The organism is Flavobacterium sp. CR10, from assembly GCF_055814415.1.
In genome coordinates, this window is the sequence record NZ_CP185985.1 from 603,697 (window position 1) to 625,216 (window position 21,520).

Genomic DNA, 21,520 nt, shown 5'->3' on the forward strand with positions numbered 1-21,520 from the left:
TTTGAGACCTTACAATTATATAACATATTCGGTAGAATTACTCTTCATAAAACAGATTTTTTTAGATAAATTGCAATGTTTTAATAATGCCTAATTCCCAAATCTTTCAGCAAAATATGGAGACCAAAAGAAGTTACACCGCAATCAAAGTTTTATTCAGCTATGTTGCATTATTGGCTTTGGTCGTTACAGTTGGATGGTTTCTATATTCTGAAAATGTTGTTTATAATAAACTTGAAGATAAGATTGCTTTAGAAAAAACCAAAATTCTTAGAGTCAGCAAATTGTATTCTAATGTTTATAAAACTGAGAGTTTAGCCAGACAAACGATTCAGAATAATTCTGAAAAAGATTTTAAAAGTTATTTAATCGAAACCGATTCGCTTCGCAAGCGTATCGACACTTTAAAACAGATTGTTACTACAGAATACCAAAAAACACTTTTGGATAGTGTCACGTATTTCTTGGCCGAAAAGACAGAAAACATCAAACAGTTAAGAGAAATCAAAAATAAAGCTGATGATGAAACTTCTGTAAATAATGCGATTGACGAAATCACTAAAATGGAGTTTAATCTTAGAAAATTGGAACTTCAGGATTTTACTAAAAACCCGAATCAATTAGGAAGTTACCAGCGAAGTGTTCTGCAGCGTTATGTCGATTATTTAAATTCTAACATTCCTGATGACAGCACTAATACGCTGAGCAAAAAGGCTTCAGATTCTATTTTGGCCAATTCTAAAAAGCTCTTGAGTTCTGTAAAAATAAAAGCCGAAAAGAAGAAAGAATCTTTAAATTTTGAAGAAAATAAATTGCTTCAAAATGAAATCGCCATTTCCGATCAGCTTAGAAAAATACTTCGAATTATTGAAAGAGAAATTATCATCAATTCGATAAAAAACAATTCATTAAAGGAAAAATCATTAAAAAGAGTCAACGAAATTGTAACGGCTTCTGCTGTTATCGGTCTATTGCTGACTGTTTTCTTTTCGATTCTAATTGTCAGCGACTATTCGAAATCTCAATTGTACAAGAAACAGCTCGAAATTGCGAATTTTAAAACTAAAAATCTGCTTAAAAGCCGCGAGCAATTAATTTCTACCGTAAGTCATGATTTAAAAACGCCTTTGAGCACCATTGTTGGCTACTCCGAACTTTTGGGCAATTCAGACGTTAATACCAAACAGTCCTATTTCATTAAAAACATTAAAAACTCGTCTGAATATATTACACAGCTTGTTCAGGATTTATTAGATTTTTCTCAGATTGAAGCAGGGAAAATTTCGATAGAAAAAGTTCCGTTTTCGTTACCAGAAATTATTGAAGATGTCGCCAGAAACATTCAAACCGTTTATAAACAAAAAGATATTGATCTTATTATAAATGTAGATGACCAATTTCAGAAACGAATAGTTGGCGATCCATTTCGCTTAAAGCAAATTTTGACCAACATTATTGGAAATGCTTATAAATTTACCGAACAAGGCCATATTCGAATTGCCGCTTACGCGAATGACGATCAGTTCTTTACGATTTCGATTCAAGATACCGGAATTGGAATTGAAAAAGCCAATCAGAAGTTGGTTTTTGAAGAATTTGCACAAGCCAATGAAGGCATTGAAAAGAAATATGGCGGAACCGGTTTGGGATTATCAATATGCCAGAAGATCATTTCTATTTTGGGCGGAAGTTTAAGTCTAGACAGTATTTTTGGAAAAGGAAGCACATTTACTATTCACTTGCCTTTAATATTTGATAGCAGTCAAGGAAATATCCCTTTAAATGAAATCAAAAGCAAGCCATCAAAAAACACTAAAAAACAGACTTTTATAGTTGTAGACGACGATATTAATCTTTTAAATCTAACGAGCGGTGTTTTAAAGCAAGAACAACATCAAGTGTTTGCGTTTACAAATCCGGCCAAAGCTTTAGAAACCATTCAAAACACGCGTTTCGATTTTGTCATTACCGATATTCAAATGCCAGAAATTGATGGTTTTATGTTCTTAGAAAAACTTCGTGAACTTCCTGAAACCATTTTTAAAAACCAGCCAGTAATTGCACTTACTGGACGCACAGATCTTGACCTTTCTGTATACAAAAAAGTCGGCTTCACAACAGTCGTAAAAAAACCGTATTCGCCAAAAATTTTACTGGAAACTATTCAGCATATTTTAGATCATGAAGAAGTGCCGCTAGTTGAATCGACAGAAAATGAAAATCAAAATGCTTCTCAAATGTATTCTCTAGAAACGTTGAAAGATTTTCTAGGTCAAGACGAATCGGCTTTAAAAGAGGTTTTAAAATCTTTTATAGAAACTACTGTTGAAAATACTGAACTTTTAAAAACTGCTGTTGAAGAGAAAAATCACGAAGAAATAAAATCTATTGCGCATCGTATTGCACCAATGTTTAAACAAATTCAAGCCAATAAAATTGGTGATCTCTTAAAAGATCTTGAAAAAGAAGATTTAAACACAATTGATGTGAATGCTACTTATACAGATTTAAATGAAAAAATAAGAGCTCTGTTTGAAGAATTAAAACACGAGATTTAAAACCAACTCTTTCAAAAGTAATTTTTACTCAATATTATATTGCTTCAATTTATTATAAAGTGTTTTTCTGGTAATTTTCAGCAATTTTGCCGCTTCAGATTTATTATTTTGCGCTTTTGACAAGGCATGAATAATAGTCTCTTTTTCGTTTTCAGACAATGAGAAAACTTCATTTGCGCTAGGCTGCTGTTTTTGAATCTGAAAAAATTCTGCCGGAAGGACATCGCTTTCTATAAAATCTCCTCGAGTCAAAAGAGTAGCACGTTTTACGCAATTTTGCAATTCTCGTAAATTTCCTGGCCAGTTGTAATTCTGAAAAATCGAAACTACTTCTGGAGAAAATCCGATCACGTCTTTATCTAACTGTTGATTGGCTTTTTCTAGGAAATAATCGGCAAAAACCATTAAATCTTCTCCACGATCTTTTAAAGATGGCGACTGAATAGAAAACTCATTGATTCTATGGTATAAATCTTCTCTAAAATCGCCGTTTTTTACTGCCTCGCGCAAATCTTCATTAGTAGCTGTAATAATACGTATATCGACGTTTATTTCTTTATTGCTCCCCACAGGCTTAATTTTTCTTTCCTGAAGTGCTCTTAATAATTGAATTTGGTTTTCGTACGAAAGATTTCCGATTTCATCTAAAAATAAAGTTCCGCCATTAGCTGCTTCAAAATATCCTTTTTTGTCGTTTATCGCTCCCGTAAAAGAACCTTTTAAGTGCCCGAAAAATTCGCTCGCCGCCAATTCTTTCGGAATCGCTCCGCAATCTACTGCAATAAAATTATTGTCTTTTCGTCTGCTCTGCTGGTGAATGCTTTTAGCAATGATTTCTTTTCCTGTTCCGCTTTCGCCAATAATCAAAACAGACATATCGGTTGGACTAACCAATTGAATATGATCTAGCAGTTTTTTTGAAGCAACAGAAATTCCTCTAACAAATTCATTTTCTGTTGAAACTGGCTTTTTAGATGCTTTCTTCTTCTTTTCTGGAATCTCAGATTGTTCTTCCTCCGCTTTTGGAGCCTGCAATGCATTGGTAATAACCAAAAGAACTTCATCTGGATTAAAGGGTTTAGAAATATAATCTGCAGCTCCGTTTTTGATGGCTTTTACTGCAGTATTTACATCAGAATAGCCTGTCATTAAAATAACAGGAATATGAGGATGTGAATTTTTAAATTCAGACATCAATCCAATACCATCAGAATCAGGCAAACGAAGGTCTGTCAAAATCAAATCAAATGATTCATTTTTAACTGCTTCACGTGCTTCTGAGGCAGAGAACGCTATCGTTACATCGTACGCTTTTTTGATTAGAAATTTTTCTAATAATTTACAAAACGCAATATCATCTTCTATTACTAATATCTTCGGCATCTGCTTTTAGGGTCTTTTTGCTAAAATAATATTATTAAACTTGTTATTTCATAAAATTATGTAAAAAAAAAGAGATTGCACGACGCAATCTCTTTTTCACCAAAAACATAAATCTAAATTCACCTAATTATATTTTCAACCAGTTACCATTGACATCTGAGTAAACAGTAGCCTTCTGGTCTCCAACTGATATTTCGAGCTTGTACTCTTTTTTTTCGTTTACAAATGCTTTTTCCAGTTTTGCGCCTGGATAAGCGGTCTGCAAGGCTGTTTTTACAGCTGCAGGCACAGCATCTACTGTAACTTCTGTATATTCTGACTGAATGGTTACAGTTGCTTTAGCGTTTTTAGAAACTGGCAACACATTTGCATGAATTGACATTGTTCCTAGAACAACTATTGCTGATAAGATTATTTTTTTCATGATGCTGATTTTTAATTATTTCTTGATAATATTACCAGAAGCATCTGTAAAAATGGTATACTTCTTTTCTCCACTTGAAATTTCAAGTTTATACTCGTTTTTATCGTTTTTATAAGCTTTTTCCAGCTTAGTGTTTGGAAACGATTTTTCAACTGTAGATTTCACTGCTGCTGGCACTTGGTCTGCAGCTACTTCTGTAAATGCATCTTGAAAAATTACTGATTGAGTAATTGAGATTGCTGGAAGAACTGCAGCATTTACTGAAAGACTTCCTAAAACAATCGCTGCTGATAAAACTAACTTTTTCATAATATTTGTGGTTTAAATTATTTTTTAAGAATGTTACCAGAAGCATCTGTATAAACGATCGATTTTTCACCTCGAACGGTTATTTCAATTTTGTACTCCTTTTTATCATTTACCCATGCTTTTTCAAGCACTACACCAGGATAAGCTTCATCTAAGCCTTTCTTCACAGCTGCCGGAACTCCGTCTACTTCTTTATATCCATCCTGATCATTAACTGTCTGCACCATTGGATTGGTTACAGCAGTGGTTTCTGCATGCATCGACAAACTGCCTAAGACAATTGCTGCCGATAAGATTAACTTTTTCATAGTTATAGTTTAAGGGTTAGACTTAATTATTTTTTAATCCAAGTTCCGTCTGCGTTAGCAAAAAGATTTCCTGTTTTATCGCCAACAGTTACTTCAAGTTTGTACTCAGATTTTGTGTTTTTAAATGCTTTAGAAAGCACAGCATCTGGATATGCTTTTTTAAGAGCATCTGTTACAGCTGTCGGAACTTCTTCCAATTTGATTTCTGTATAATCATCTTGGATAGAGATTGTTTTTACGATTGTATTTGAAACTGGAGAAGTTGAAGCAAATGATGTTAAACCTCCCAAAACGATTGCGGCTGATAAAAATAAATTTTTCATGATAGTTGTTTTTTAATATAGTTAATTTGATCTTAGTATTCTTGATACGGATTTTCACAAGACCTTAAGTTTAAGATTATTGTTTAATCCAAGTTCCGTCTGCATTTGCGAAAAGATTTCCAACTTTGTCGCCAACAGTAACGTCTAGTTTATACTGTGCTTTTTCGTTTTTATATGCTTTAGTAATTACTGCTTCTGGATATGCTTTTTTCAAAGCTTCTGTAATAGCAGCTGGTAATTCTTCTAATTTGATTTCTGTGTATTCGTCTTCAATAGAAATCGTTTTTACGATTGTGTTTGATGTTTGTATAGTTGAAGCGAATGAAGTTAAACTTCCTAAAACAATTGCGGCTGATAAAAATAATTTTTTCATAACGTATATATTTAAATTAATAGTTGTTTACGCTTTAAGTAATGAAATTATTATGCCGTAAAAGAAAAGAGCCATGCCAAAGATCGTAAAACACTATATTTAAACACTTTACATCAAATATAGCAAAAAAAGAGAAAATTGAAAAGGTGTGTAAAAGAGAAAAATGTGTGTAATAAGTAAACACTTATAGTGTAACCTTGAAGGGGAATTCCAAATTTTAAATTCCAAATTCCAAGTTTAAAGTTTTATGTTCCAAGTTTGGAATTTGGAATTTGAGATTTGAAGCTTTATAAAAAAAGGCCGTCAATATTGACGGCCTTTAAATTATTCTGGACTATTCATTTTAAATGTATCCATAAATGCAGTTGTATAATCTCCTGCAATATATTTTGGATCATCCATTAATTGTCTGTGGAAAGGGATTGTAGTTTTCACACCTTCAATTACGAACTCATCCAAAGCTCTTCGCATTTTGCTGATAGCTTCTTCACGAGATTGTGCAGTTGTAATTAACTTAGCAATCATTGAATCGTAGTTTGGCGGAATGCTATATCCTGAGTATACGTGAGTATCTAAACGTACTCCGTGTCCTCCTGGCATATGAAGCGTAGTAATTTTTCCTGGTGAAGGACGAAAATCGTTATAAGGATCTTCAGCATTAATACGAACTTCGATAGCATGTAATTGTGGAAGGTAGTTTTTTCCTGAAATTGGAATTCCAGCAGCAACCATAATTTGCTCACGAATCAAATCATAATCGATAACTTGTTCTGTGATTGGGTGCTCAACTTGAATACGAGTATTCATTTCCATGAAGTAGAAGTTTCTGTGTTTATCAACCAAAAACTCTACAGTTCCAGCTCCTTCATATTTAATAAACTCAGCAGCTTTTACAGCAGCTTCCCCCATTCTTGTACGAAGTTCGTCTGTCATGAAAGGTGAAGGTGTTTCTTCAGTAAGTTTTTGGTGACGTCTTTGAACAGAACAATCTCTTTCAGAAAGGTGACATGCTTTACCATAAGAATCTCCAACAACTTGAATTTCGATATGACGTGGCTCTTCAATAAGTTTTTCCATGTACATTCCATCATTACCAAAAGCTGCAGCAGCTTCTTGACGCGCGCTTTCCCAAGCTTTTAAAAGATCTTCCTCTTTCCAGATGGCACGCATACCTTTTCCACCACCACCAGCAGTAGCTTTCATCATTACTGGATAGCCAATTTCTTTAGCTACTTCTTTTGCATGTTCGTATGATTCTAATAAACCGTCTGAACCTGGTACACAAGGAACTCCTGCAGCTTTCATTGTTTCTTTTGCAGTAGCTTTATCTCCCATTCGGTCGATCATTTCTGGAGCTGCACCGATAAATTTAATTCCGTGCTCTTGACAGATTTTAGAGAATTTAGCATTCTCAGAAAGAAATCCATAACCTGGATGAATTGCATCTGCGTTTGTAATTTCTGCAGCTGCAATAATATTTGACATTTTCAAATACGATAAGTTACTCGGAGGAGGACCAATACAAACCGCTTCGTCAGCAAATTTAACATGTAAACTTTCTGCGTCGGCTGTAGAGTAAACTGCAACAGTTTTAATTCCCATTTCCTTACATGTACGAATTACACGTAGTGCAATTTCTCCTCTATTCGCAATTAATATTTTTTTAAACATCTTATTTTAATTAGATAATTAGACAATTTGATAATTAGATAATTTTAGATGATTAACAAAACTTTTTTCGAACCATTCTAAAATCTAAAATCTAAAATCTAAATTTATTTATGATGGATCTACTAAGAATAAAGGTTGGTCAAATTCAACTGGAGACATATCGTCAACAAGAATTTTTACAATTTTACCAGAAACTTCAGATTCGATTTCGTTGAATAATTTCATTGCTTCAATTACGCAAAGAACATCACCTTTAGATACAGTGCTTCCAACTTCTGTGAAAACTGGTTTATCTGGAGATGGTTTTCTATAGAATGTTCCAATGATTGGAGATTTTATAGTAACATATTTAGAATCGTCAGAAGCAGGTTTCTCCGGAGTTACACTTACAACTGTTGGAGCTGTAACTTGTGGAACTGCCGCTTGAGGTAAAGCTGCTTGAGTTGGTAATTGCTGTACATAAGTTGCCTCAGTTACATTTGTTTCTAAAGTTGTTCTGATCGTGATTTTTACATCATCCATTTCTAACTTCACTTCTGCAACGCCCGAATTTGCAACAAATTTGATTAGGTTTTGAATTTCTTTTAAATCCATAATGATTCGTGTTTAGTTTTAATTTATTTCTTATCGTAAGCCCATTTTAAATAGATAGATCCCCAAGTGAATCCACCACCAAAAGCGGCAAAGATAACATTATCTCCTTTTTTAAGCTTATCTTCAAAGTCAGCCAATACTAATGGTAAAGTTCCAGAAGTAGTATTACCGTATCTCTCAATGTTTACCAGCACTTTAGACTCATCTAATTCTAACCTTCCTGCAGTAGCATCGATAATACGTTTGTTAGCTTGATGCGGTACTAACCAGTCCACATCTTGATTTGTCAAATTATTTCTTTGTAAAATCAATTCGCTGGCATCAGCCATATTAGTTACAGCATATTTGAAAACAGTTTTACCGTCTTGCATAATATTGTGCTGTCTGTTTTTTATAGTTTCTTCTGAAGGCGGAATCAAAGAACCTCCTGCGGGAATTTTAAGAAAATCTCGTCCAACACCATCACTTCTTAAATACTCATCCTGCAATCCTAAACCTTCATAATTTGGTTCGAAAAGAACTGCACCAGCTCCATCTCCAAAAATAATACAAGTTGCTCTGTCTGTATAGTCTACAATTGATGACATTTTATCAGCACCAATTAAAAGCACTTTTTTGTAACGTCCTGACTGAACATATGCTGCAGCTGTCGACATTCCGTATAAGAAACTTGAACATGCAGCCTGCAAATCGTATGAGAATGCATTTGTTGCCCCAATTTCTGTAGCAACATAGACTCCTGTAGAAGCGACCATCATATCTGGTGTTGCAGTTGCCATTATAATCATATCAATCTCAAGCGGATCAATATTTGCTTTTGCAATTAAATCCTTTGCTGCTTGTATCGCAAGGTACGAAGTACCTTTATCAGCATCTTTAAGAATTCTTCTTTCTTTAATTCCTGTTCGAGCGGTAATCCACTCATCATTGGTATCAACCATTGTTTCTAGTACTTGGTTCGAAAGAACGAAGTCAGGAACATAAGCTCCAACAGCGGTAATTGCGGCTGTGATTGTATTCATTATATTCTATTATTTTCCTTTCAAATTATCATTAATTTGAAAAATTTTTAAAAGGCTTGAAAATTACAAAAAAAAACGTAACGAATTTGTCTATATTTTCCTAAAAAACGAAAATTATAACCAACAAAAAAAACTCTCACTATGTGAGAGTTCTAGTATAATTTACAAAAACGTATTAAGCAACCGCTTCAGATTTATCGATAACAACTTGCCCTCTGTAGTACATTTTACCTTCATGCCAGTAAGCTCTGTGGTATAAATGTGCCTCACCTGTAATAGGACATGTAGCGATTTGAGCTACAGTAGCTTTGTAATGTGTTCTTCTCTTATCTCTTCTTGTTTTCGAGGTTTTTCTCTTAGGATGTGCCATTTTACTATATTATTTATCCGTTAATAGTTTCTTTAATTTTTCCCAACGCGGGTCAATATCTTCTTCTTTGTTACTCTCTTCCTTTTGTTCTTTCACACTTAACTCATTCAATTTTGTTAAAGCTTCTGTTTGCAGACTTCCATCTTTAACACCTGGATGAATTCTTTTTTGAGGTACTGAAAGCGCGATCATTTCATAAATATACTGCGCAACATCTATCTCATGTTCACCATGTGGCAAAATCAACAACTCTTCATTATCATTATTAAATTCCTCTCCAAAGCGAACTATTAACTTCATTTTCCCTTTTATAGGTAAATCAAAATCTTCGCCTGTTAGATCACAAGGCACATTTACTGTTCCTTTGTGTTTGAATTCTAATTCTAACATAGTACTTTTCTTTTCGAAAAGCAAATTGACTTTAATATCCGAACTTTGAAACTCATCGTACTCAAAATTCTTAAAGAACTCGTTATTTATCTGATACTCAAAATGGTGTTTTCCTAGTTTTAATCCTACGAAAGGAATTAAAAATTCTTTTGTTTTGCTCATTTCAACATCAATTTGAACAATTCAAATCTAAAACTAGATATCTGAATTGGGGTGCAAAGATATAAAATTATTACAAATCTAATAATCTTATTCACCTTTTTTTGTTTATAACTGTTTTTCTTTTATTTTAAGAGGTTTTTGGCTAATCTCCTCATACTGATTACGCGAGCGAAAAATATCGATTGCAAGATAGACTGCCTCTTTAAACGAATTGTAATCTGCCATGTCTTTTCCAGCAATATCATAAGCCGTACCGTGATCTGGAGAGGTTCTAACTCTATTTAGACCTGCCGTATAATTAACTCCTTTTCCAAAAGACAATGTTTTAAACGGAATTAATCCCTGATCGTGATACATTGCTACAATAGCATCATATTTTTCATACTGACTGCTTCCAAAAAAACCATCCGCAGGAAATGGACCAAAAACCATTGTTCCTGAATCAAAGATTTTCTTTAAAGTTGGCTTTAAAATCAAATCATCTTCTTTCCCAATCACTCCCCCATCACCAGCATGCGGATTTAATCCTAAAACTGCAATTTTTGGTTTCACAATACTAAAATCCTGAACTAGAGATTTTCTAATAGTTTCTATTTTTTTAGTAATTAATTCCTCAGTCAAATGAGAAGCCACTTCATTTAAAGGCACATGATCTGTAATCAAACCTACCCTTAAATTATCCTGCACCATCATCATCAAAGCATCGCCCTCTAATTCCTGATTTAAATAATCGGTGTGGCCTGGAAATTTAAAATCTTCAGACTGTATATTATATTTATTAATAGGAGCTGTCACCAGAACATCAATTTCGCTATCTTTCAAAGCTTTTGTTGCTGCCGTAAAAGATTTTATAGCATACTCACCTATTTTAGGATCATTTACTCCAAAATTTATATCAACTCCTTCTCTCCAAAGATTCAAAACATTTACTTTCCCTGGTATAACTTGATCTAATTTATCAACTCCGTGAAATTGAACTGTTGATGTAAAGCTTTTTCTAACGAATGAAAGAATTTTAGCATTTGCAAAAATAACCGGCGTACACAATTCCAACATACGAGAATCTTCGAATGTTTTCAGTATAACTTCGCTTCCAATACCGTTTAAATCTCCAACTGAAATTCCAACAATTATATTTTCTGCTTTTTTATTCATGAGCTCAGTTTATTTATTACTAATTTTGATGTGCAAATTTAGTAAAATAAAACCACAATGTTTACAGGAATTATAGAAACACTCGGGAGGATTCACGAAATTCAAAAAGATCAAAACAATCTTCACATAACAGTTGACTCATCAATAACTCACGAATTAAAAATAGATCAGAGCGTCTCGCACAACGGAATATGCCTCACAGTTGTAGCCATTAAAGATTCTCTATATACAGTAACTGCAATTGACGAAACTATTTTAAAAACCAATATCGGCGATTGGCAGGTCGGCGATATCGTTAATTTAGAAAGAGGAATGAAACTCGGAGATCGTCTTGACGGGCATATTGTACAAGGACACGTAGACCAAACAGGAACTTGCATCAAAATTGAAGAAGCAAACGGAAGCTGGAATTATACTTTTGAGTACGACAAAACCCAAAACAACATCACGATCGAAAAAGGTTCGATTACAATAAATGGAGTAAGTCTTACCGTTGTAAATTCTAAAACGAATGAATTTAGCGTCTCAATTATTCCGTACACTTATGAACACACTAATTTTAAAGATTTCAAAGTTGGAACAAAAATCAACCTTGAATTTGATGTAGTCGGAAAATATATTTCCAGGCTTTATTCGATCAATAAATAGCCCTGTCGTTTATCCATAAAAAAGGCTTCAATTTAAATTGAAGCCTTTTTTATTTGATTTCTATATATCGCAGTTAACCCTAAAGCTAGACCTCCAATTACTAAAATTATAATATTTTGATCTATTGGTATATTTCCTTGTTCATTACAAGGAATACCGTCTGAATCATCGCAGTCACCTGCAGTCATAGTTTTGGAACTTAAGTTCGGCGCTGGAGGGCCGCTCTCAGTTTCAGCTGTAACTAATAAAACATTTAAAAATAAGGCGATTACTAAAAATGGGGCTTTTAGATTTTTCATAAATTCAAGCTATTGCAAAATGCAAGTCTAGATAATTATCGATAAATATTCTTTAATAGAAATTTCGCACAAATGCATTCCTACTTCCAAAATCTTGGAACAAAAGTATAAGTTTTTTACAGAAAAGCAACTTTTAATTTAAAAAAGCCGAAACAAATTTTAACATTTTATTTTTCAGATTACACTAATCCTTTTCTGAAAACGTTCTAGACGACAATCTCTTTTTTTTCAACGCTATCCAATACAATCACGAGCTTATAAGAATTTACTTATTCTAAGCAAAACTGTTGCATTCGAATAAATTCATATATAAAAAAGTAATTGGATTAATTTCTAAGCACACGAGAGAATATTATCAAATTAATATATTTGTACAATCCAATTCAGACGCATCTCAATCATAATCAAAATGAAAAACAAATATACAGTCGGAAGTTTATATGCAGGCGTGGGCGGTATTTGTTTAGGTTTCGAAAATGCAGGTTTCAAATTGGAATGGGCAAATGAATTTGACAAAAAAGCCTGTGTAACTTACCGAAACAATTTTGAGCACAAACTTATTGAAGGCGATGTAATGCAGCTCGATGTAAAGAAACTCAACAAAATAGACATTCTTACCGCTGGTTTTCCTTGCCAGCCTTTTTCTCTTGCGGGCCACAGAAAAGGCTTTAAAGACAGCAGAGGGAATCATTTTTTCAAAATATTAGATTTTATTGATGAAATGAGACCTAAAGTGGTATTTCTCGAAAATGTCAAAAATTTGAAAGGCCATGACAAAGGAAATACCATGAAAGTAATTCAGCGTGAAATCAAAAAACGCAATTACACTTTTGACAGCGCCATCTTAAATACTAAAGATTTTGGAAACATTCCACACAACCGCGAACGAATTTTCATGATTGCGTTTGATAAGGATTTCGTCAAAAAAGGTTTTAAATTTAATTTTCCTAAAAAAGAAGAATTAACCCAAAAAGTTACCGATTTAATCATAAAAGAAAAAGTCGATAAAAAATTCTATTACACAGAAGACAAATACATGTATAACACACTGAAAGAATCGGTTGTGAGAGAAGATAGAATTTATCAGTTCAGAAGACATTACGTACGAGAAAACAAAAAAGAAGTGTGCCCTACTCTAACTGCAAATATGGGAACTGGCGGACACAACGTTCCAATTATCACAACAGAATTCGGTTTTAGAAAATTAACTCCAAGAGAGTGTTTTCGCTTTCAAGGCTTTCCTGACAGTTATAAATTGCCTAAGATTTCTAATTCTAGTCTTTACAAGCAAGCGGGTAATTCGGTAAGCATGCCAGTTATTGAGAGACTTGCTTCAGAAATATTCAAATGCATTGAAAAGATCGAAGCCAAACAATTAAAAGCAGAAAAGGTTTAAATACTCAAAAGCATAATCGTTCCTTCGATTTTTGCCAGACAGACTTCAAGGTTTCTCTCAATATCTTTACTCCAAAATCTAAGAACAGTCCAATTTTTATTAATTAGAAAAGAATTGACTTCTTCATCTCGCTGTATATTCCTTTCAATTTTCGGAATCCAATATTCTCGATTCGTTTTAATTCTTAATTGTTCCGTTTCCCAATCTTTTCCATGAAAGAATTCGCTATCAACAAAAATGGCAATTTTATATTTGGCAAAAGTAAGATCAGGTCTTCCAAATATCTTTTTATTATTTTTTCGATATCTGTAGCCTAATTTCCATAATGCTTTTGCAAGCCTTACTTCGCCTTTTGTAGCAGTACTTTTTATCGCCTGCATAGTTTTTCTCCTCTGTTCGGGAGTCAATCTATCCATCTGAAGATTAAATTTGTTTCGGATGGATAAAGTTAAAACATTTTAAAGGAATAAATATTCAATTATGGAGCGTCAAAATTTCAATTTTCACATTTTAAAAGTGCCAAAAAACAAAAAAGCCTCTACATTTCTGTAAAGGCTTTGTACTTCTAAAAGAGTGGTCCCACCTGGGCTCGAACCAGGGACCACCTGATTATGAGTCAGGTGCTCTAACCAGCTGAGCTATAGGACCGGTTTAGAGGATGCAATATTACTACTATTTTTCATTCACTCCAAATATTTTAAGACATCATTTGAATTTTATTTTAAATCTTTTTTTGAATCTCAAAAACGAAATTGATTTTCAACATCTTATTCAAAAATTAAAATGCCATTTTTTTATTTAATTTCTTGACAAAGTTCCACCAAAACACCATTTGTATTCTTCGGATGCAGAAAAACAACCAATTTATTGTCGGCTCCTTTCTTTGGAACTTCGTTAATCAAGACAAAACCTTCGTTTTTTAGACGAGCAATTTCAGCTTCGATATCATCAACATCAAAAGCAATGTGATGAATGCCTTCACCTTTTTTCTCCAAAAACTTAGCAATTGGACTTTCAGGATTTGTCGCAACCAAAAGTTCGATTTTATTATTTCCCGTTTGAAAAAAAGAGGTTAAAACGCCTTCGCTTTCTACAGCTTCCATTTTATAAGACGGTACGCCAAGCATTTTTTCAAACAAAATATTGGCATCATTCATGTTTTTTACTGCAATCCCGATATGCTCTATTTTATTTACCATTTCTCTATCTTGATTGATTTATATAAGTATTAAAATAACCACATTCTGCAATTACATCCTGATAATATTTCGTATCAGAATAGTCTTTTCTCAACGCTTTAAATGAGTTCCAGGCAATAAAATTAACTTTATCATCTTGAATTTCCCAATAGCTCTTTAATGCATTATATTTTTTATTGTAATAATCATTTCTTTCACATTTCGAAATCAGATACAAACATTTTGCTTTTTGTTCTTTGTTTGATGCTGCTTCAAAAGCTTTTTGATAATACATTTTCGAAACCGAATTATTCGTAATCATTTCTTTCATTGTATTTCTAAATGAATATGGACTAGAACCATAACCAACAATATTATTTTCATAGAAAGTTCTTCCGTTTCCAAAATGAGAAATATTATAAAACGCATTTCCTAACAAAAGACTATTCGTATAAACATCTTCTTTCTGAGCCAATTTATCTTGCATTTCTTTTATTGTAGTCAAGAAATCCATGAAAGTATATTTTCTTTTCTGATACGCCGCGTGATCACAATCATGACAGTCTTTTATACTTCCGTTAAACGGATTTCCTAAGAATTTATAATATTGAACCGAATCGGTTTGTTTCATGAACTCGATTGCTTCCGGAATTTTGTTTTTGAATGTTGACTGAACTGCTTGAAAATTATTAATATCTTTCAGTTTCAAACTATAAATTCCTGCTCCAATATTTTCTATTTCAGTTTTATTTGGTTTAGCCAAAAATGTTTTAATTCCTAATAGTTTCTTCTCATCATCATAAAACGAATTTCCATCATTCCAATAACTATAACGAGATTCACCAAAAATTTCAGCCATAACCAAATTGCCACTTTCTTTATAAAGATTTGACAGATAACTTCTGCTCCATGATGAAGCATTCTGATAACGAAATTCTTGTCCTTTATAATTTTTAGGAAGTTCATAATACAGCCAATTCAAATCGGCTAGAATTGTTTTTTCATTTTTACCTGTCAGTTTATCTATCTTGCTCAAATTGTTTACAAAACGCAATAATCGAATTTGATATTTAGCCAATTCCGTTTTTGGAAGCGTTTTCTCTGCCTTATCATAGTTCTTATCAGCATTGGTATAATCGCCTTTTAGCGTTTGAAGATACCCAATTGAAAGATCCCATAAATATGGTTTTTCGGTATTTCCGGCAGCGGAAATTTTTGCAATTAAATCAACTGCACTATTGTCAACTTTTGCTTTATTTTCATTTTTATTCTCTGCAACAGTCTGTGGTGTTGGCGGTTTGCTATAATCTGCACTACTCACCTGAAATGAATTGTTTATTTTTTGTTCTAGCGAATTCACCAATCTCGTTCCAAGATAATTTAAATGTTCACTTTTTGGATCTAACTCGTAGATTTTTTCAATCGCTTGCTTTTCATCTTTGTAATATCCGTGAATTGCCCAAAGTGCAGCTTTTTCTTTATTGCTTTTTGCCATGGCTAAAGCTTTAGTCCAATCTGATTCGTTTTTTGGTTTAAAACTATAAGCCGTAACCACTCTTAATTCTGGACATTTATCAAAAACCTGAGCATATAAATAATTAGAAGTTGCATATTTTTTTTGCTTATAATTGATTCCGGCAACATACGCCAAAGCACGATAGTACAAAGTGTTTTTTGCAACAGAACTTTCGGTTTTATTAAAAAAGTCAATTGCTTTTTGTTTGTCATTACTATAAAAACGCGCTTTCATAGTCAGAAACCAATATCTGTTTTTCAAAAACGGGTCTGACAAAGTATTGTACACATTTTCTATAGACTGAATCATCTTGGCATCATTGAAAGTTTTTGCCACAACAGGATCATAACTCCAATAATCTTCGCCAATTGAAACCGTTTCAATTTTCTGAGCCAAATACAAAAATTCGACAAAGTTTTTCACTTTATCATCTTTCAAATTCAGCTTTTTACCCCATTTCTGAGAGCTTTTGTTTTCTTTTTTTGTTTTATAAAAAACATGCAAGTCTTCTATTTCTTCTTTGTTTTTGATGGCATTTTTTTCATCAGAGTAATATCTTGGCTTTTCATCTCCAATTAAAAAATAATTCACTGTCGTTGTATCTACTTTTCCTTTAAGATAATCTGCCCAATCTGATTTTATGTTTTTGTTAAAACGAGAATTATGCTGGGTATCAAAACCGATTCCGTAGAAAATCCCACCCGATAAAAACAAAGGCGAGTATGATTTGTCGGCAAAAGTTTCTGGAGTAAAGTTTGAATTATAAGCACCAAAATAATCCCAATCTCCATCTGCGCAGGCATAAATTATTCCGCAGGCAAAAAGGAATGCGGCACTAAAACCAAGAAACAACTTGCTTAAAAATATTCTTTTCATAATTATTTAAATTGAATTCGTCTAAATCGTAAAATATAATTTCGTTTGGCTTTTCGACAAGATTGTCTTGCAAATCTTCTGCCATTTCTTTTAAATCTCCTGTTTTAATTTCCTCTATTTTCAAGAGATCATTTTCTTCATAAAAAACACCATTTTTATAATTGGAATGTTTTGCCTTGAAAAAAATTGGGCTTGTTTTTTCAAAATCAGAATCTTTCTCTAATGTTGAAACGCTCATTTTAGAACGAAGTCCGATCACTTTATTGTCTCTAATATGAACTCCCCAAGAATAAATTGGAAATGCAAAATCGAGATGCAACGGATATTTCTTTAAACTCTTAAGATATCGCTCTGCCACTTTCTGATCGTAAATAGAATTTAACGAATCTGGCGCAATCGAACCCATATTATAATACATCAGAACTCCAGAATCTACATTTGGGATTTTTGTCTTTTTGAAGTATTTCACCTGATGCAGTCGAATGGTCGCTGAAAGTTTCTTTTTCGAAAGCTTTTTAAAAGTCTCTATAAACTTCAAATAATTCTCTTTGCTATTCAGTGTCCAATCGCAGTCAATTTGAATTTCTTGACAAGAAATTTTGTTTTTAAAATTGATTTGTTCTATAAAATCAAAAGTTTTTTGAGCCAGATTTTCTACATCGAGATTGGGTTGCAACATGACCTTGTTTTGAATAAAAACTACTGGAACAATTGTATATTCTTTTGGATTTTCTTCAAATCGGATTGGGCTAATGGGAATTGGAAAATTTGTTTCTGGATGGAGTCTGATGTCAAAATACCTCACATACAGTTTTTGAACATTATTCTCATCCAAAACTTTTTTTTCTGTATTTGAAAATTTGAACATCGTTTTCCAGTAATAAAAGGAGATTACAGGTTTTTCATTTTTAGTGCATGACAACATTAAAAAAAGAAACAAAACTGGAAAAAATCGCTTGAACAAAACTTAGAAATTACATTTTAGTTCAAAAGTAAGAAATTATATCATTTTAAAATATTTAAATCACTATTTTTTTAGAAGATTCGCAAAAATCCTAAATCCTAATAAATGGCTAAAAAATTTCAATTAAAGCAAATATAATCGTTATTTTGTGCAATCAAATTGAAAAACCGTTATGTTGAAAAACACACTTAAATACATTGCATTTATAATTTTAATATCAATGATAAGCTGCGCCAAAAGAGGCAGCATTACCGGCGGTTTAAAAGATACACTTGCTCCTGTTTTGGTTTCGAGTTATCCCGAAAACTACAGTACAAATTTCAAAGGAAACACTATTACTCTGAATTTTGACGAATATATCAAACTGAAAAACACCAATAAACAATTAATCATTTCTCCTCCGTTTAAAAATGAGCCATTAATCACGCCCCAGAGTGTTAGTAAATTTATAAAGATAGAAATTCGAGACACTTTGCAACCAAACACTACTTACAGTTTAAATTTCGGGCAAGCAATTCAAGACAATAATGAAGGAAATGCTTTAAATCAGTTCAAATACATTTTCTCAACAGGATCGCATATTGATTCACTTAAATTGAACGGAAGAATTAAAGATGCTTACGGAAAATATGTTGACAATTTTGTTTCGGTAATGCTATACGAAGTAAATGATAAATTTAAAGATTCTACCATTTACAAAGAATTTCCACGCTATATTACCAACACTTTGGACAGTATGCGAACTTTTCAGTTTGAAAATTTAAAAGAAGGAAAATATCTTTTGGTCGCTTTAAAAGACAAAGGATCAAACAATAAATTTAATCCGAAAGATGACAAAATCGGTTTCTTGAAGAACTATATCACAGTTCCGTCAGATACTGTTTACGAATTAGAATTATTTAAAGAAACGCTTCCGCTAAAAGCTTTCAAACCTATCCAAGCATCTGGAAACCGCCTATATCTTCCATATGAAGGAAAACAGAATTTCAAGAATTCAAAACCAAAAATTACGCTAAAAAATGGCAATGAAGTTCTGGAAACTATTGTCACACAATTTCCTAAAAAAGATTCACTTCAAGTTTGGTACAAACCTGTTAAAGCCGATTCGCTATCAATGGAAGTTGAAAAAGGAAATTACAAGAAAAGATTTTCTTTTAAAATTAAAGCTTTGAAAAAAGACACTTTAAATATCAAAGCGTTACAAAATGGACAACTTAATTTTAGAGAACGATTTACATTGGAAAGCGAAACTCCATTGGTAAAATTTGATAAATCTAAAATCAGATTGGTAAACAAAGATTCTGTTGCTGTTCCTTACACCACAGAATACGACGAATTTGACCAGAAACTCTATATAGATTTTAAGAAAGAACCTTTGGACAAGTATAATTTCACTTTCTTTCCAGGTGCTTTGACCGATTTCTACGAAAAAACAAACGATACTTTATCATATAAACTCGCCACTAAAGAATATGCCGATTACGGAAACATTATTTTGAATCTTAAAAATGTAAAACGTTTTCCTATCATTGTTGAACTGACTAACAAAAAAGGAGATGTTGTTTTGGCAGAAGGATATTCTGAAGGCGAAACTACATTAGAATTCAATTTACTTCAACCAGATGTTTTCACGGTTCGTGTTATTTATGATGATAACAAAAATAAACAATACGACACTGGTAGTTTCTTAGAAAAAAAATACGCCGAAGAGGTTTTTTACAACCAGGAAGAATTTGATGTCCGCGCCAATTGGGATCGGAACGAAACTATTGACCTGAGTATCCCTTTTAATCCAGAAGTTGAGAAAAAACAGGACGATAAAAAGAGAAAAGACGCAGAAAAAAAACGAAAAGCTTTCTAAAACTTGATTTCGAACTGATCTCTATCGCTTAAAAAGTCTAATTTTTTACGCGTCTCATACATGGTGTTTTTGTCCAATTCTACGACAAAGACACCATTTTTTTCTTGTGGTTCTAAAATATAATTGCCTAAGAAATCTATTGCTTGCGAATGGCCTATATGTTCATAATTGTGAGCATCCCTCCCTATTCTATTTACTCCAATTACATACGAAAGATTTTCTATTGCTCGAGCTTTTAGCAAAGCATCCCAAGCACTGGTACGCACTTTTGGCCAATTAGCCACATACAAAATCAGGTCGTAATTTTCTACATTTCGAACAAAAACCGGAAATCTCAAATCGTAACAAACCTGAAGGCATATTTTCCAATCCAGATAATCTACAATTACCTTTTGGTTTCCGCGAGTATACACCTTGTCTTCGCCCGCCAGAGAAAAAGAATGTCTTTTATCGTAATATTGAATTTCGCCTGACGGAAAAACAAAAATCATACGATTGTAATACTTTCCATTTTCGGCAATAACTACACTTCCCGTAATTGCGGTATTTTTTTGCTTTGCTTTAAACTTCATCCATCCAATTGTTTCGCCTTGCATAGTTTCAGCAACTTCAGAAGCATTCATTGTAAATCCTGTAGAAAACATTTCAGGAAGCACAATCAAATTTACTTCCGAATCAATTTCATTGATTTTTGAATCAAAGTTTTCTCTGTTTTTACTGGCATTCTGCCAAAAAAGATCGGTTTGGATTAAAGCTATTTTCATTTTTATAATTGTATAAAAGTCAAAAGCGTTTTGAAATTAGACCACAATAAGACTCGGAACAGCGCTTTTGTATGGCTGCAGTTTTTCGTGAGTTGGTTCTACTTCTGTAATTACATAATTCACCTCAGATAAATTGGCAATTTTCATTTTAAGAACCGTATTCAGCTTTTCAGTAATGGTTAAAACCGCTGTTTTTCTAGAAGCATTGATCATGGCTTTTTTCACCTGAACCGTTTCCCAATCAGAATCAGAATAACCGCCATCTACATCAAGAGCATTTGTACCTAAAACCAAAAGATCTGCTTTTATACTTGCTAATTGCTGAAAAGCTTCTCCGCTTATACACATCTGGCTGTAAGAAGAAATGCTTCCGCCAATCATGATGGTTTTGATATTGGGTTTATCCAAAAGCTGAACAGCCGTCAAAGCAGTAATAGTAAAAACAGTCAGATTAAGATCGTTCGGAATTAATCGGATGAATTCACGAATAGTTGTTCCTCCGTCAACAATTAAAACCATTCCGTCATGAAGAAGATCAACAGCTTTTTGAGCGATAACTTGTTTTGCTTCTACAGCATAAGTCTGATTCAACGAAGAATAGTGATATCCTTTTGTCATCGCACCGCCTTTTACTTTAATTATAAGTGCTTCGGCGTCAAGTTCATTAATATCACGGCGAACAGTATCCTCGGAAACACCAAGTTTAGCCGAAAGAGTTTCAAAACTAACACGTGTGTGCAGGTTAATCTCTTTTAGGATATGATTTTTACGTTCTTCTTTGCTGTAATTTAAAACTTCATTTTCAGTGCTCATGCCAATTATTTTTTTCTACTTACAAAAATAAGAATTTAAATGTAGCCTAAGAAGTGGTTAAACCTGAAAAAAGATTTTCTAGGCTTATTATGCTTGTTAAGAGAAAGAATTAAAGAAAAAATAGCAACTAAGCTTATTAAAATAAAAAAACGCATCCAAATTA

Annotated in this window: 23 protein-coding genes and 1 tRNA gene; 4 read left to right on the top strand and 20 right to left on the bottom strand. The window is 33.0% G+C overall.

The features are described from left to right. The first annotated feature begins 116 nt into the window (after positions 1 to 116). Positions 117 to 2,558: a hybrid sensor histidine kinase/response regulator gene (locus ACNRYB_RS02905; protein WP_473729179.1), complete on the top strand. Its 2,442-nt coding sequence runs from the start codon at positions 117 to 119 to the stop codon at positions 2,556 to 2,558. Between the two features lie 24 nt (positions 2,559 to 2,582). Here the strand turns inward: ACNRYB_RS02905 and ACNRYB_RS02910 are convergent, their stop codons facing one another. The 12 genes from ACNRYB_RS02910 to pdxA form a co-directional block, all read right to left on the bottom strand. After that, positions 2,583 to 3,941: a sigma-54-dependent transcriptional regulator gene (locus tag ACNRYB_RS02910; RefSeq protein WP_473729180.1), complete on the bottom strand. Its 1,359-nt coding sequence runs from the start codon at positions 3,939 to 3,941 to the stop codon at positions 2,583 to 2,585. A 127-nt stretch (positions 3,942 to 4,068) separates the two neighbouring features. After that, positions 4,069 to 4,365, bottom strand: a complete 297-nt coding sequence (locus tag ACNRYB_RS02915) for a PepSY-like domain-containing protein (RefSeq protein WP_473729181.1) — start codon at positions 4,363 to 4,365, stop codon at positions 4,069 to 4,071. Positions 4,366 to 4,380: 15 nt separating this feature from the next. After that, entirely contained in the window at positions 4,381 to 4,674 is a 294-nt protein-coding gene (locus ACNRYB_RS02920; protein WP_129746600.1) for a PepSY-like domain-containing protein, read from the bottom strand. Between the two features lie 17 nt (positions 4,675 to 4,691). Next, complete coding sequence (locus tag ACNRYB_RS02925) at positions 4,692 to 4,982, bottom strand: hypothetical protein (RefSeq protein ID WP_129746601.1); 291 nt, start codon at positions 4,980 to 4,982, stop codon at positions 4,692 to 4,694. A gap of 26 nt (positions 4,983 to 5,008) precedes the next feature. Beyond that, on the bottom strand, positions 5,009 to 5,305 hold the full coding sequence (locus ACNRYB_RS02930; protein ID WP_129746602.1) for a hypothetical protein: 297 nt from the start codon (positions 5,303 to 5,305) through the stop codon (positions 5,009 to 5,011). A gap of 76 nt (positions 5,306 to 5,381) precedes the next feature. After that, on the bottom strand, positions 5,382 to 5,678 hold the full coding sequence (locus tag ACNRYB_RS02935; RefSeq protein ID WP_129746603.1) for a hypothetical protein: 297 nt from the start codon (positions 5,676 to 5,678) through the stop codon (positions 5,382 to 5,384). A gap of 324 nt (positions 5,679 to 6,002) precedes the next feature. Further along, the gene (accC, locus tag ACNRYB_RS02940; RefSeq protein WP_129746604.1) at positions 6,003 to 7,349 is read right to left on the bottom strand and encodes an acetyl-CoA carboxylase biotin carboxylase subunit; all 1,347 of its coding nucleotides are present in this window, start codon (positions 7,347 to 7,349) and stop codon (positions 6,003 to 6,005) included. Between the two features lie 108 nt (positions 7,350 to 7,457). Further along, positions 7,458 to 7,943 (bottom strand): acetyl-CoA carboxylase biotin carboxyl carrier protein, encoded by a 486-nt coding sequence (accB, locus tag ACNRYB_RS02945; protein ID WP_129746605.1) that lies wholly within the window; start codon positions 7,941 to 7,943, stop codon positions 7,458 to 7,460. A gap of 23 nt (positions 7,944 to 7,966) precedes the next feature. Further along, positions 7,967 to 8,965: a beta-ketoacyl-ACP synthase III gene (locus ACNRYB_RS02950; protein WP_008465216.1), complete on the bottom strand. Its 999-nt coding sequence runs from the start codon at positions 8,963 to 8,965 to the stop codon at positions 7,967 to 7,969. Between the two features lie 175 nt (positions 8,966 to 9,140). Beyond that, positions 9,141 to 9,335 carry a 50S ribosomal protein L32 gene (gene rpmF / locus ACNRYB_RS02955; RefSeq protein WP_008465217.1) on the bottom strand — a complete coding sequence of 65 codons (195 nt, stop codon included), beginning with the start codon at positions 9,333 to 9,335 and terminating at the stop codon, positions 9,141 to 9,143. A gap of 9 nt (positions 9,336 to 9,344) precedes the next feature. After that, complete coding sequence (locus ACNRYB_RS02960) at positions 9,345 to 9,887, bottom strand: YceD family protein (protein WP_473729182.1); 543 nt, start codon at positions 9,885 to 9,887, stop codon at positions 9,345 to 9,347. 105 nt (positions 9,888 to 9,992) lie between these two features. Continuing rightward, positions 9,993 to 11,042 (bottom strand): 4-hydroxythreonine-4-phosphate dehydrogenase PdxA, encoded by a 1,050-nt coding sequence (gene pdxA / locus ACNRYB_RS02965; RefSeq protein WP_473729183.1) that lies wholly within the window; start codon positions 11,040 to 11,042, stop codon positions 9,993 to 9,995. A gap of 57 nt (positions 11,043 to 11,099) precedes the next feature. Between pdxA and ACNRYB_RS02970 the strand changes: the two genes are divergently transcribed. After that, positions 11,100 to 11,690 carry a riboflavin synthase gene (locus ACNRYB_RS02970; protein ID WP_473729184.1) on the top strand — a complete coding sequence of 197 codons (591 nt, stop codon included), beginning with the start codon at positions 11,100 to 11,102 and terminating at the stop codon, positions 11,688 to 11,690. A 32-nt stretch (positions 11,691 to 11,722) separates the two neighbouring features. Here ACNRYB_RS02970 and ACNRYB_RS02975 read toward each other — a convergent pair whose 3' ends face one another. Then, positions 11,723 to 11,989 carry a hypothetical protein gene (locus tag ACNRYB_RS02975; RefSeq protein WP_473729185.1) on the bottom strand — a complete coding sequence of 89 codons (267 nt, stop codon included), beginning with the start codon at positions 11,987 to 11,989 and terminating at the stop codon, positions 11,723 to 11,725. A gap of 409 nt (positions 11,990 to 12,398) precedes the next feature. Here ACNRYB_RS02975 and dcm point away from each other — a divergent pair, with 409 nt between their 5' ends. Then, positions 12,399 to 13,385 carry a DNA (cytosine-5-)-methyltransferase gene (gene dcm / locus ACNRYB_RS02980; protein ID WP_129746610.1) on the top strand — a complete coding sequence of 329 codons (987 nt, stop codon included), beginning with the start codon at positions 12,399 to 12,401 and terminating at the stop codon, positions 13,383 to 13,385. Here dcm and ACNRYB_RS02985 read toward each other — a convergent pair. From ACNRYB_RS02985 to ACNRYB_RS03005, 5 genes are all read right to left on the bottom strand, one after another. Further along, the gene (locus tag ACNRYB_RS02985; RefSeq protein WP_129746611.1) at positions 13,382 to 13,801 is read right to left on the bottom strand and encodes a very short patch repair endonuclease; all 420 of its coding nucleotides are present in this window, start codon (positions 13,799 to 13,801) and stop codon (positions 13,382 to 13,384) included. The genes dcm and ACNRYB_RS02985 overlap by 4 nt on opposite strands. 158 nt (positions 13,802 to 13,959) lie before the next feature. Next, a tRNA-Ile gene (locus tag ACNRYB_RS02990) sits at positions 13,960 to 14,033 on the bottom strand. A gap of 146 nt (positions 14,034 to 14,179) precedes the next feature. Then, positions 14,180 to 14,584: a methylmalonyl-CoA epimerase gene (gene mce / locus ACNRYB_RS02995; protein WP_473729186.1), complete on the bottom strand. Its 405-nt coding sequence runs from the start codon at positions 14,582 to 14,584 to the stop codon at positions 14,180 to 14,182. Between the two features lie 4 nt (positions 14,585 to 14,588). Then, a complete protein-coding gene (locus ACNRYB_RS03000; protein WP_473729187.1) occupies positions 14,589 to 16,955 on the bottom strand; it encodes a hypothetical protein in 2,367 nt (788 codons plus the stop codon). Then, positions 16,915 to 17,823, bottom strand: coding sequence for a hypothetical protein (locus ACNRYB_RS03005; protein ID WP_473729188.1), 909 nt, complete (start codon positions 17,821 to 17,823; stop codon positions 16,915 to 16,917). Before ACNRYB_RS03005 ends, ACNRYB_RS03000 begins: the two co-directional genes overlap by 41 nt. 268 nt (positions 17,824 to 18,091) lie before the next feature. On the opposite strand from ACNRYB_RS03005, the gene ACNRYB_RS03010 reads away from it, so the two are divergent. Further along, on the top strand, positions 18,092 to 19,780 hold the full coding sequence (locus ACNRYB_RS03010; protein ID WP_473729189.1) for an Ig-like domain-containing domain: 1,689 nt from the start codon (positions 18,092 to 18,094) through the stop codon (positions 19,778 to 19,780). On the opposite strand, the gene ACNRYB_RS03015 is transcribed toward ACNRYB_RS03010, so the two are convergent. Both ACNRYB_RS03015 and ACNRYB_RS03020 read right to left on the bottom strand, forming a co-directional pair. Then, positions 19,777 to 20,544 carry a nitrilase family protein gene (locus ACNRYB_RS03015; protein WP_473729190.1) on the bottom strand — a complete coding sequence of 256 codons (768 nt, stop codon included), beginning with the start codon at positions 20,542 to 20,544 and terminating at the stop codon, positions 19,777 to 19,779. The two genes, ACNRYB_RS03010 and ACNRYB_RS03015, sit on opposite strands and share 4 nt — an antisense overlap. A gap of 36 nt (positions 20,545 to 20,580) precedes the next feature. Next, positions 20,581 to 21,357, bottom strand: a complete 777-nt coding sequence (locus ACNRYB_RS03020) for a DeoR/GlpR family DNA-binding transcription regulator (protein ID WP_343704868.1) — start codon at positions 21,355 to 21,357, stop codon at positions 20,581 to 20,583. Positions 21,358 to 21,520: the final 163 nt, after the last annotated feature.

What these genes read in the sequence shown, in the direction of transcription:
- ACNRYB_RS02905 (WP_473729179.1), top strand. Translation starts at nt 117, where the DNA reads ATGGAGACCAAAAGAAGTTACACCGCAATCAAAGTTTTATTCAGCTAT.
- ACNRYB_RS02910 (WP_473729180.1), bottom strand. Translation starts at nt 3,941, where the DNA reads ATGCCGAAGATATTAGTAATAGAAGATGATATTGCGTTTTGTAAATTA.
- ACNRYB_RS02915 (WP_473729181.1), bottom strand. Translation starts at nt 4,365, where the DNA reads ATGAAAAAAATAATCTTATCAGCAATAGTTGTTCTAGGAACAATGTCA.
- ACNRYB_RS02920 (WP_129746600.1), bottom strand. Translation starts at nt 4,674, where the DNA reads ATGAAAAAGTTAGTTTTATCAGCAGCGATTGTTTTAGGAAGTCTTTCA.
- ACNRYB_RS02925 (WP_129746601.1), bottom strand. Translation starts at nt 4,982, where the DNA reads ATGAAAAAGTTAATCTTATCGGCAGCAATTGTCTTAGGCAGTTTGTCG.
- ACNRYB_RS02930 (WP_129746602.1), bottom strand. Translation starts at nt 5,305, where the DNA reads ATGAAAAATTTATTTTTATCAGCCGCAATCGTTTTGGGAGGTTTAACA.
- ACNRYB_RS02935 (WP_129746603.1), bottom strand. Translation starts at nt 5,678, where the DNA reads ATGAAAAAATTATTTTTATCAGCCGCAATTGTTTTAGGAAGTTTAACT.
- accC (WP_129746604.1), bottom strand. Translation starts at nt 7,349, where the DNA reads ATGTTTAAAAAAATATTAATTGCGAATAGAGGAGAAATTGCACTACGT.
- accB (WP_129746605.1), bottom strand. Translation starts at nt 7,943, where the DNA reads ATGGATTTAAAAGAAATTCAAAACCTAATCAAATTTGTTGCAAATTCG.
- ACNRYB_RS02950 (WP_008465216.1), bottom strand. Translation starts at nt 8,965, where the DNA reads ATGAATACAATCACAGCCGCAATTACCGCTGTTGGAGCTTATGTTCCT.
- rpmF (WP_008465217.1), bottom strand. Translation starts at nt 9,335, where the DNA reads ATGGCACATCCTAAGAGAAAAACCTCGAAAACAAGAAGAGATAAGAGA.
- ACNRYB_RS02960 (WP_473729182.1), bottom strand. Translation starts at nt 9,887, where the DNA reads ATGAGCAAAACAAAAGAATTTTTAATTCCTTTCGTAGGATTAAAACTA.
- pdxA (WP_473729183.1), bottom strand. Translation starts at nt 11,042, where the DNA reads ATGAATAAAAAAGCAGAAAATATAATTGTTGGAATTTCAGTTGGAGAT.
- ACNRYB_RS02970 (WP_473729184.1), top strand. Translation starts at nt 11,100, where the DNA reads ATGTTTACAGGAATTATAGAAACACTCGGGAGGATTCACGAAATTCAA.
- ACNRYB_RS02975 (WP_473729185.1), bottom strand. Translation starts at nt 11,989, where the DNA reads ATGAAAAATCTAAAAGCCCCATTTTTAGTAATCGCCTTATTTTTAAAT.
- dcm (WP_129746610.1), top strand. Translation starts at nt 12,399, where the DNA reads ATGAAAAACAAATATACAGTCGGAAGTTTATATGCAGGCGTGGGCGGT.
- ACNRYB_RS02985 (WP_129746611.1), bottom strand. Translation starts at nt 13,801, where the DNA reads ATGGATAGATTGACTCCCGAACAGAGGAGAAAAACTATGCAGGCGATA.
- mce (WP_473729186.1), bottom strand. Translation starts at nt 14,584, where the DNA reads ATGGTAAATAAAATAGAGCATATCGGGATTGCAGTAAAAAACATGAAT.
- ACNRYB_RS03000 (WP_473729187.1), bottom strand. Translation starts at nt 16,955, where the DNA reads ATGAAAAGAATATTTTTAAGCAAGTTGTTTCTTGGTTTTAGTGCCGCA.
- ACNRYB_RS03005 (WP_473729188.1), bottom strand. Translation starts at nt 17,823, where the DNA reads ATGTTCAAATTTTCAAATACAGAAAAAAAAGTTTTGGATGAGAATAAT.
- ACNRYB_RS03010 (WP_473729189.1), top strand. Translation starts at nt 18,092, where the DNA reads ATGTTGAAAAACACACTTAAATACATTGCATTTATAATTTTAATATCA.
- ACNRYB_RS03015 (WP_473729190.1), bottom strand. Translation starts at nt 20,544, where the DNA reads ATGAAAATAGCTTTAATCCAAACCGATCTTTTTTGGCAGAATGCCAGT.
- ACNRYB_RS03020 (WP_343704868.1), bottom strand. Translation starts at nt 21,357, where the DNA reads ATGAGCACTGAAAATGAAGTTTTAAATTACAGCAAAGAAGAACGTAAA.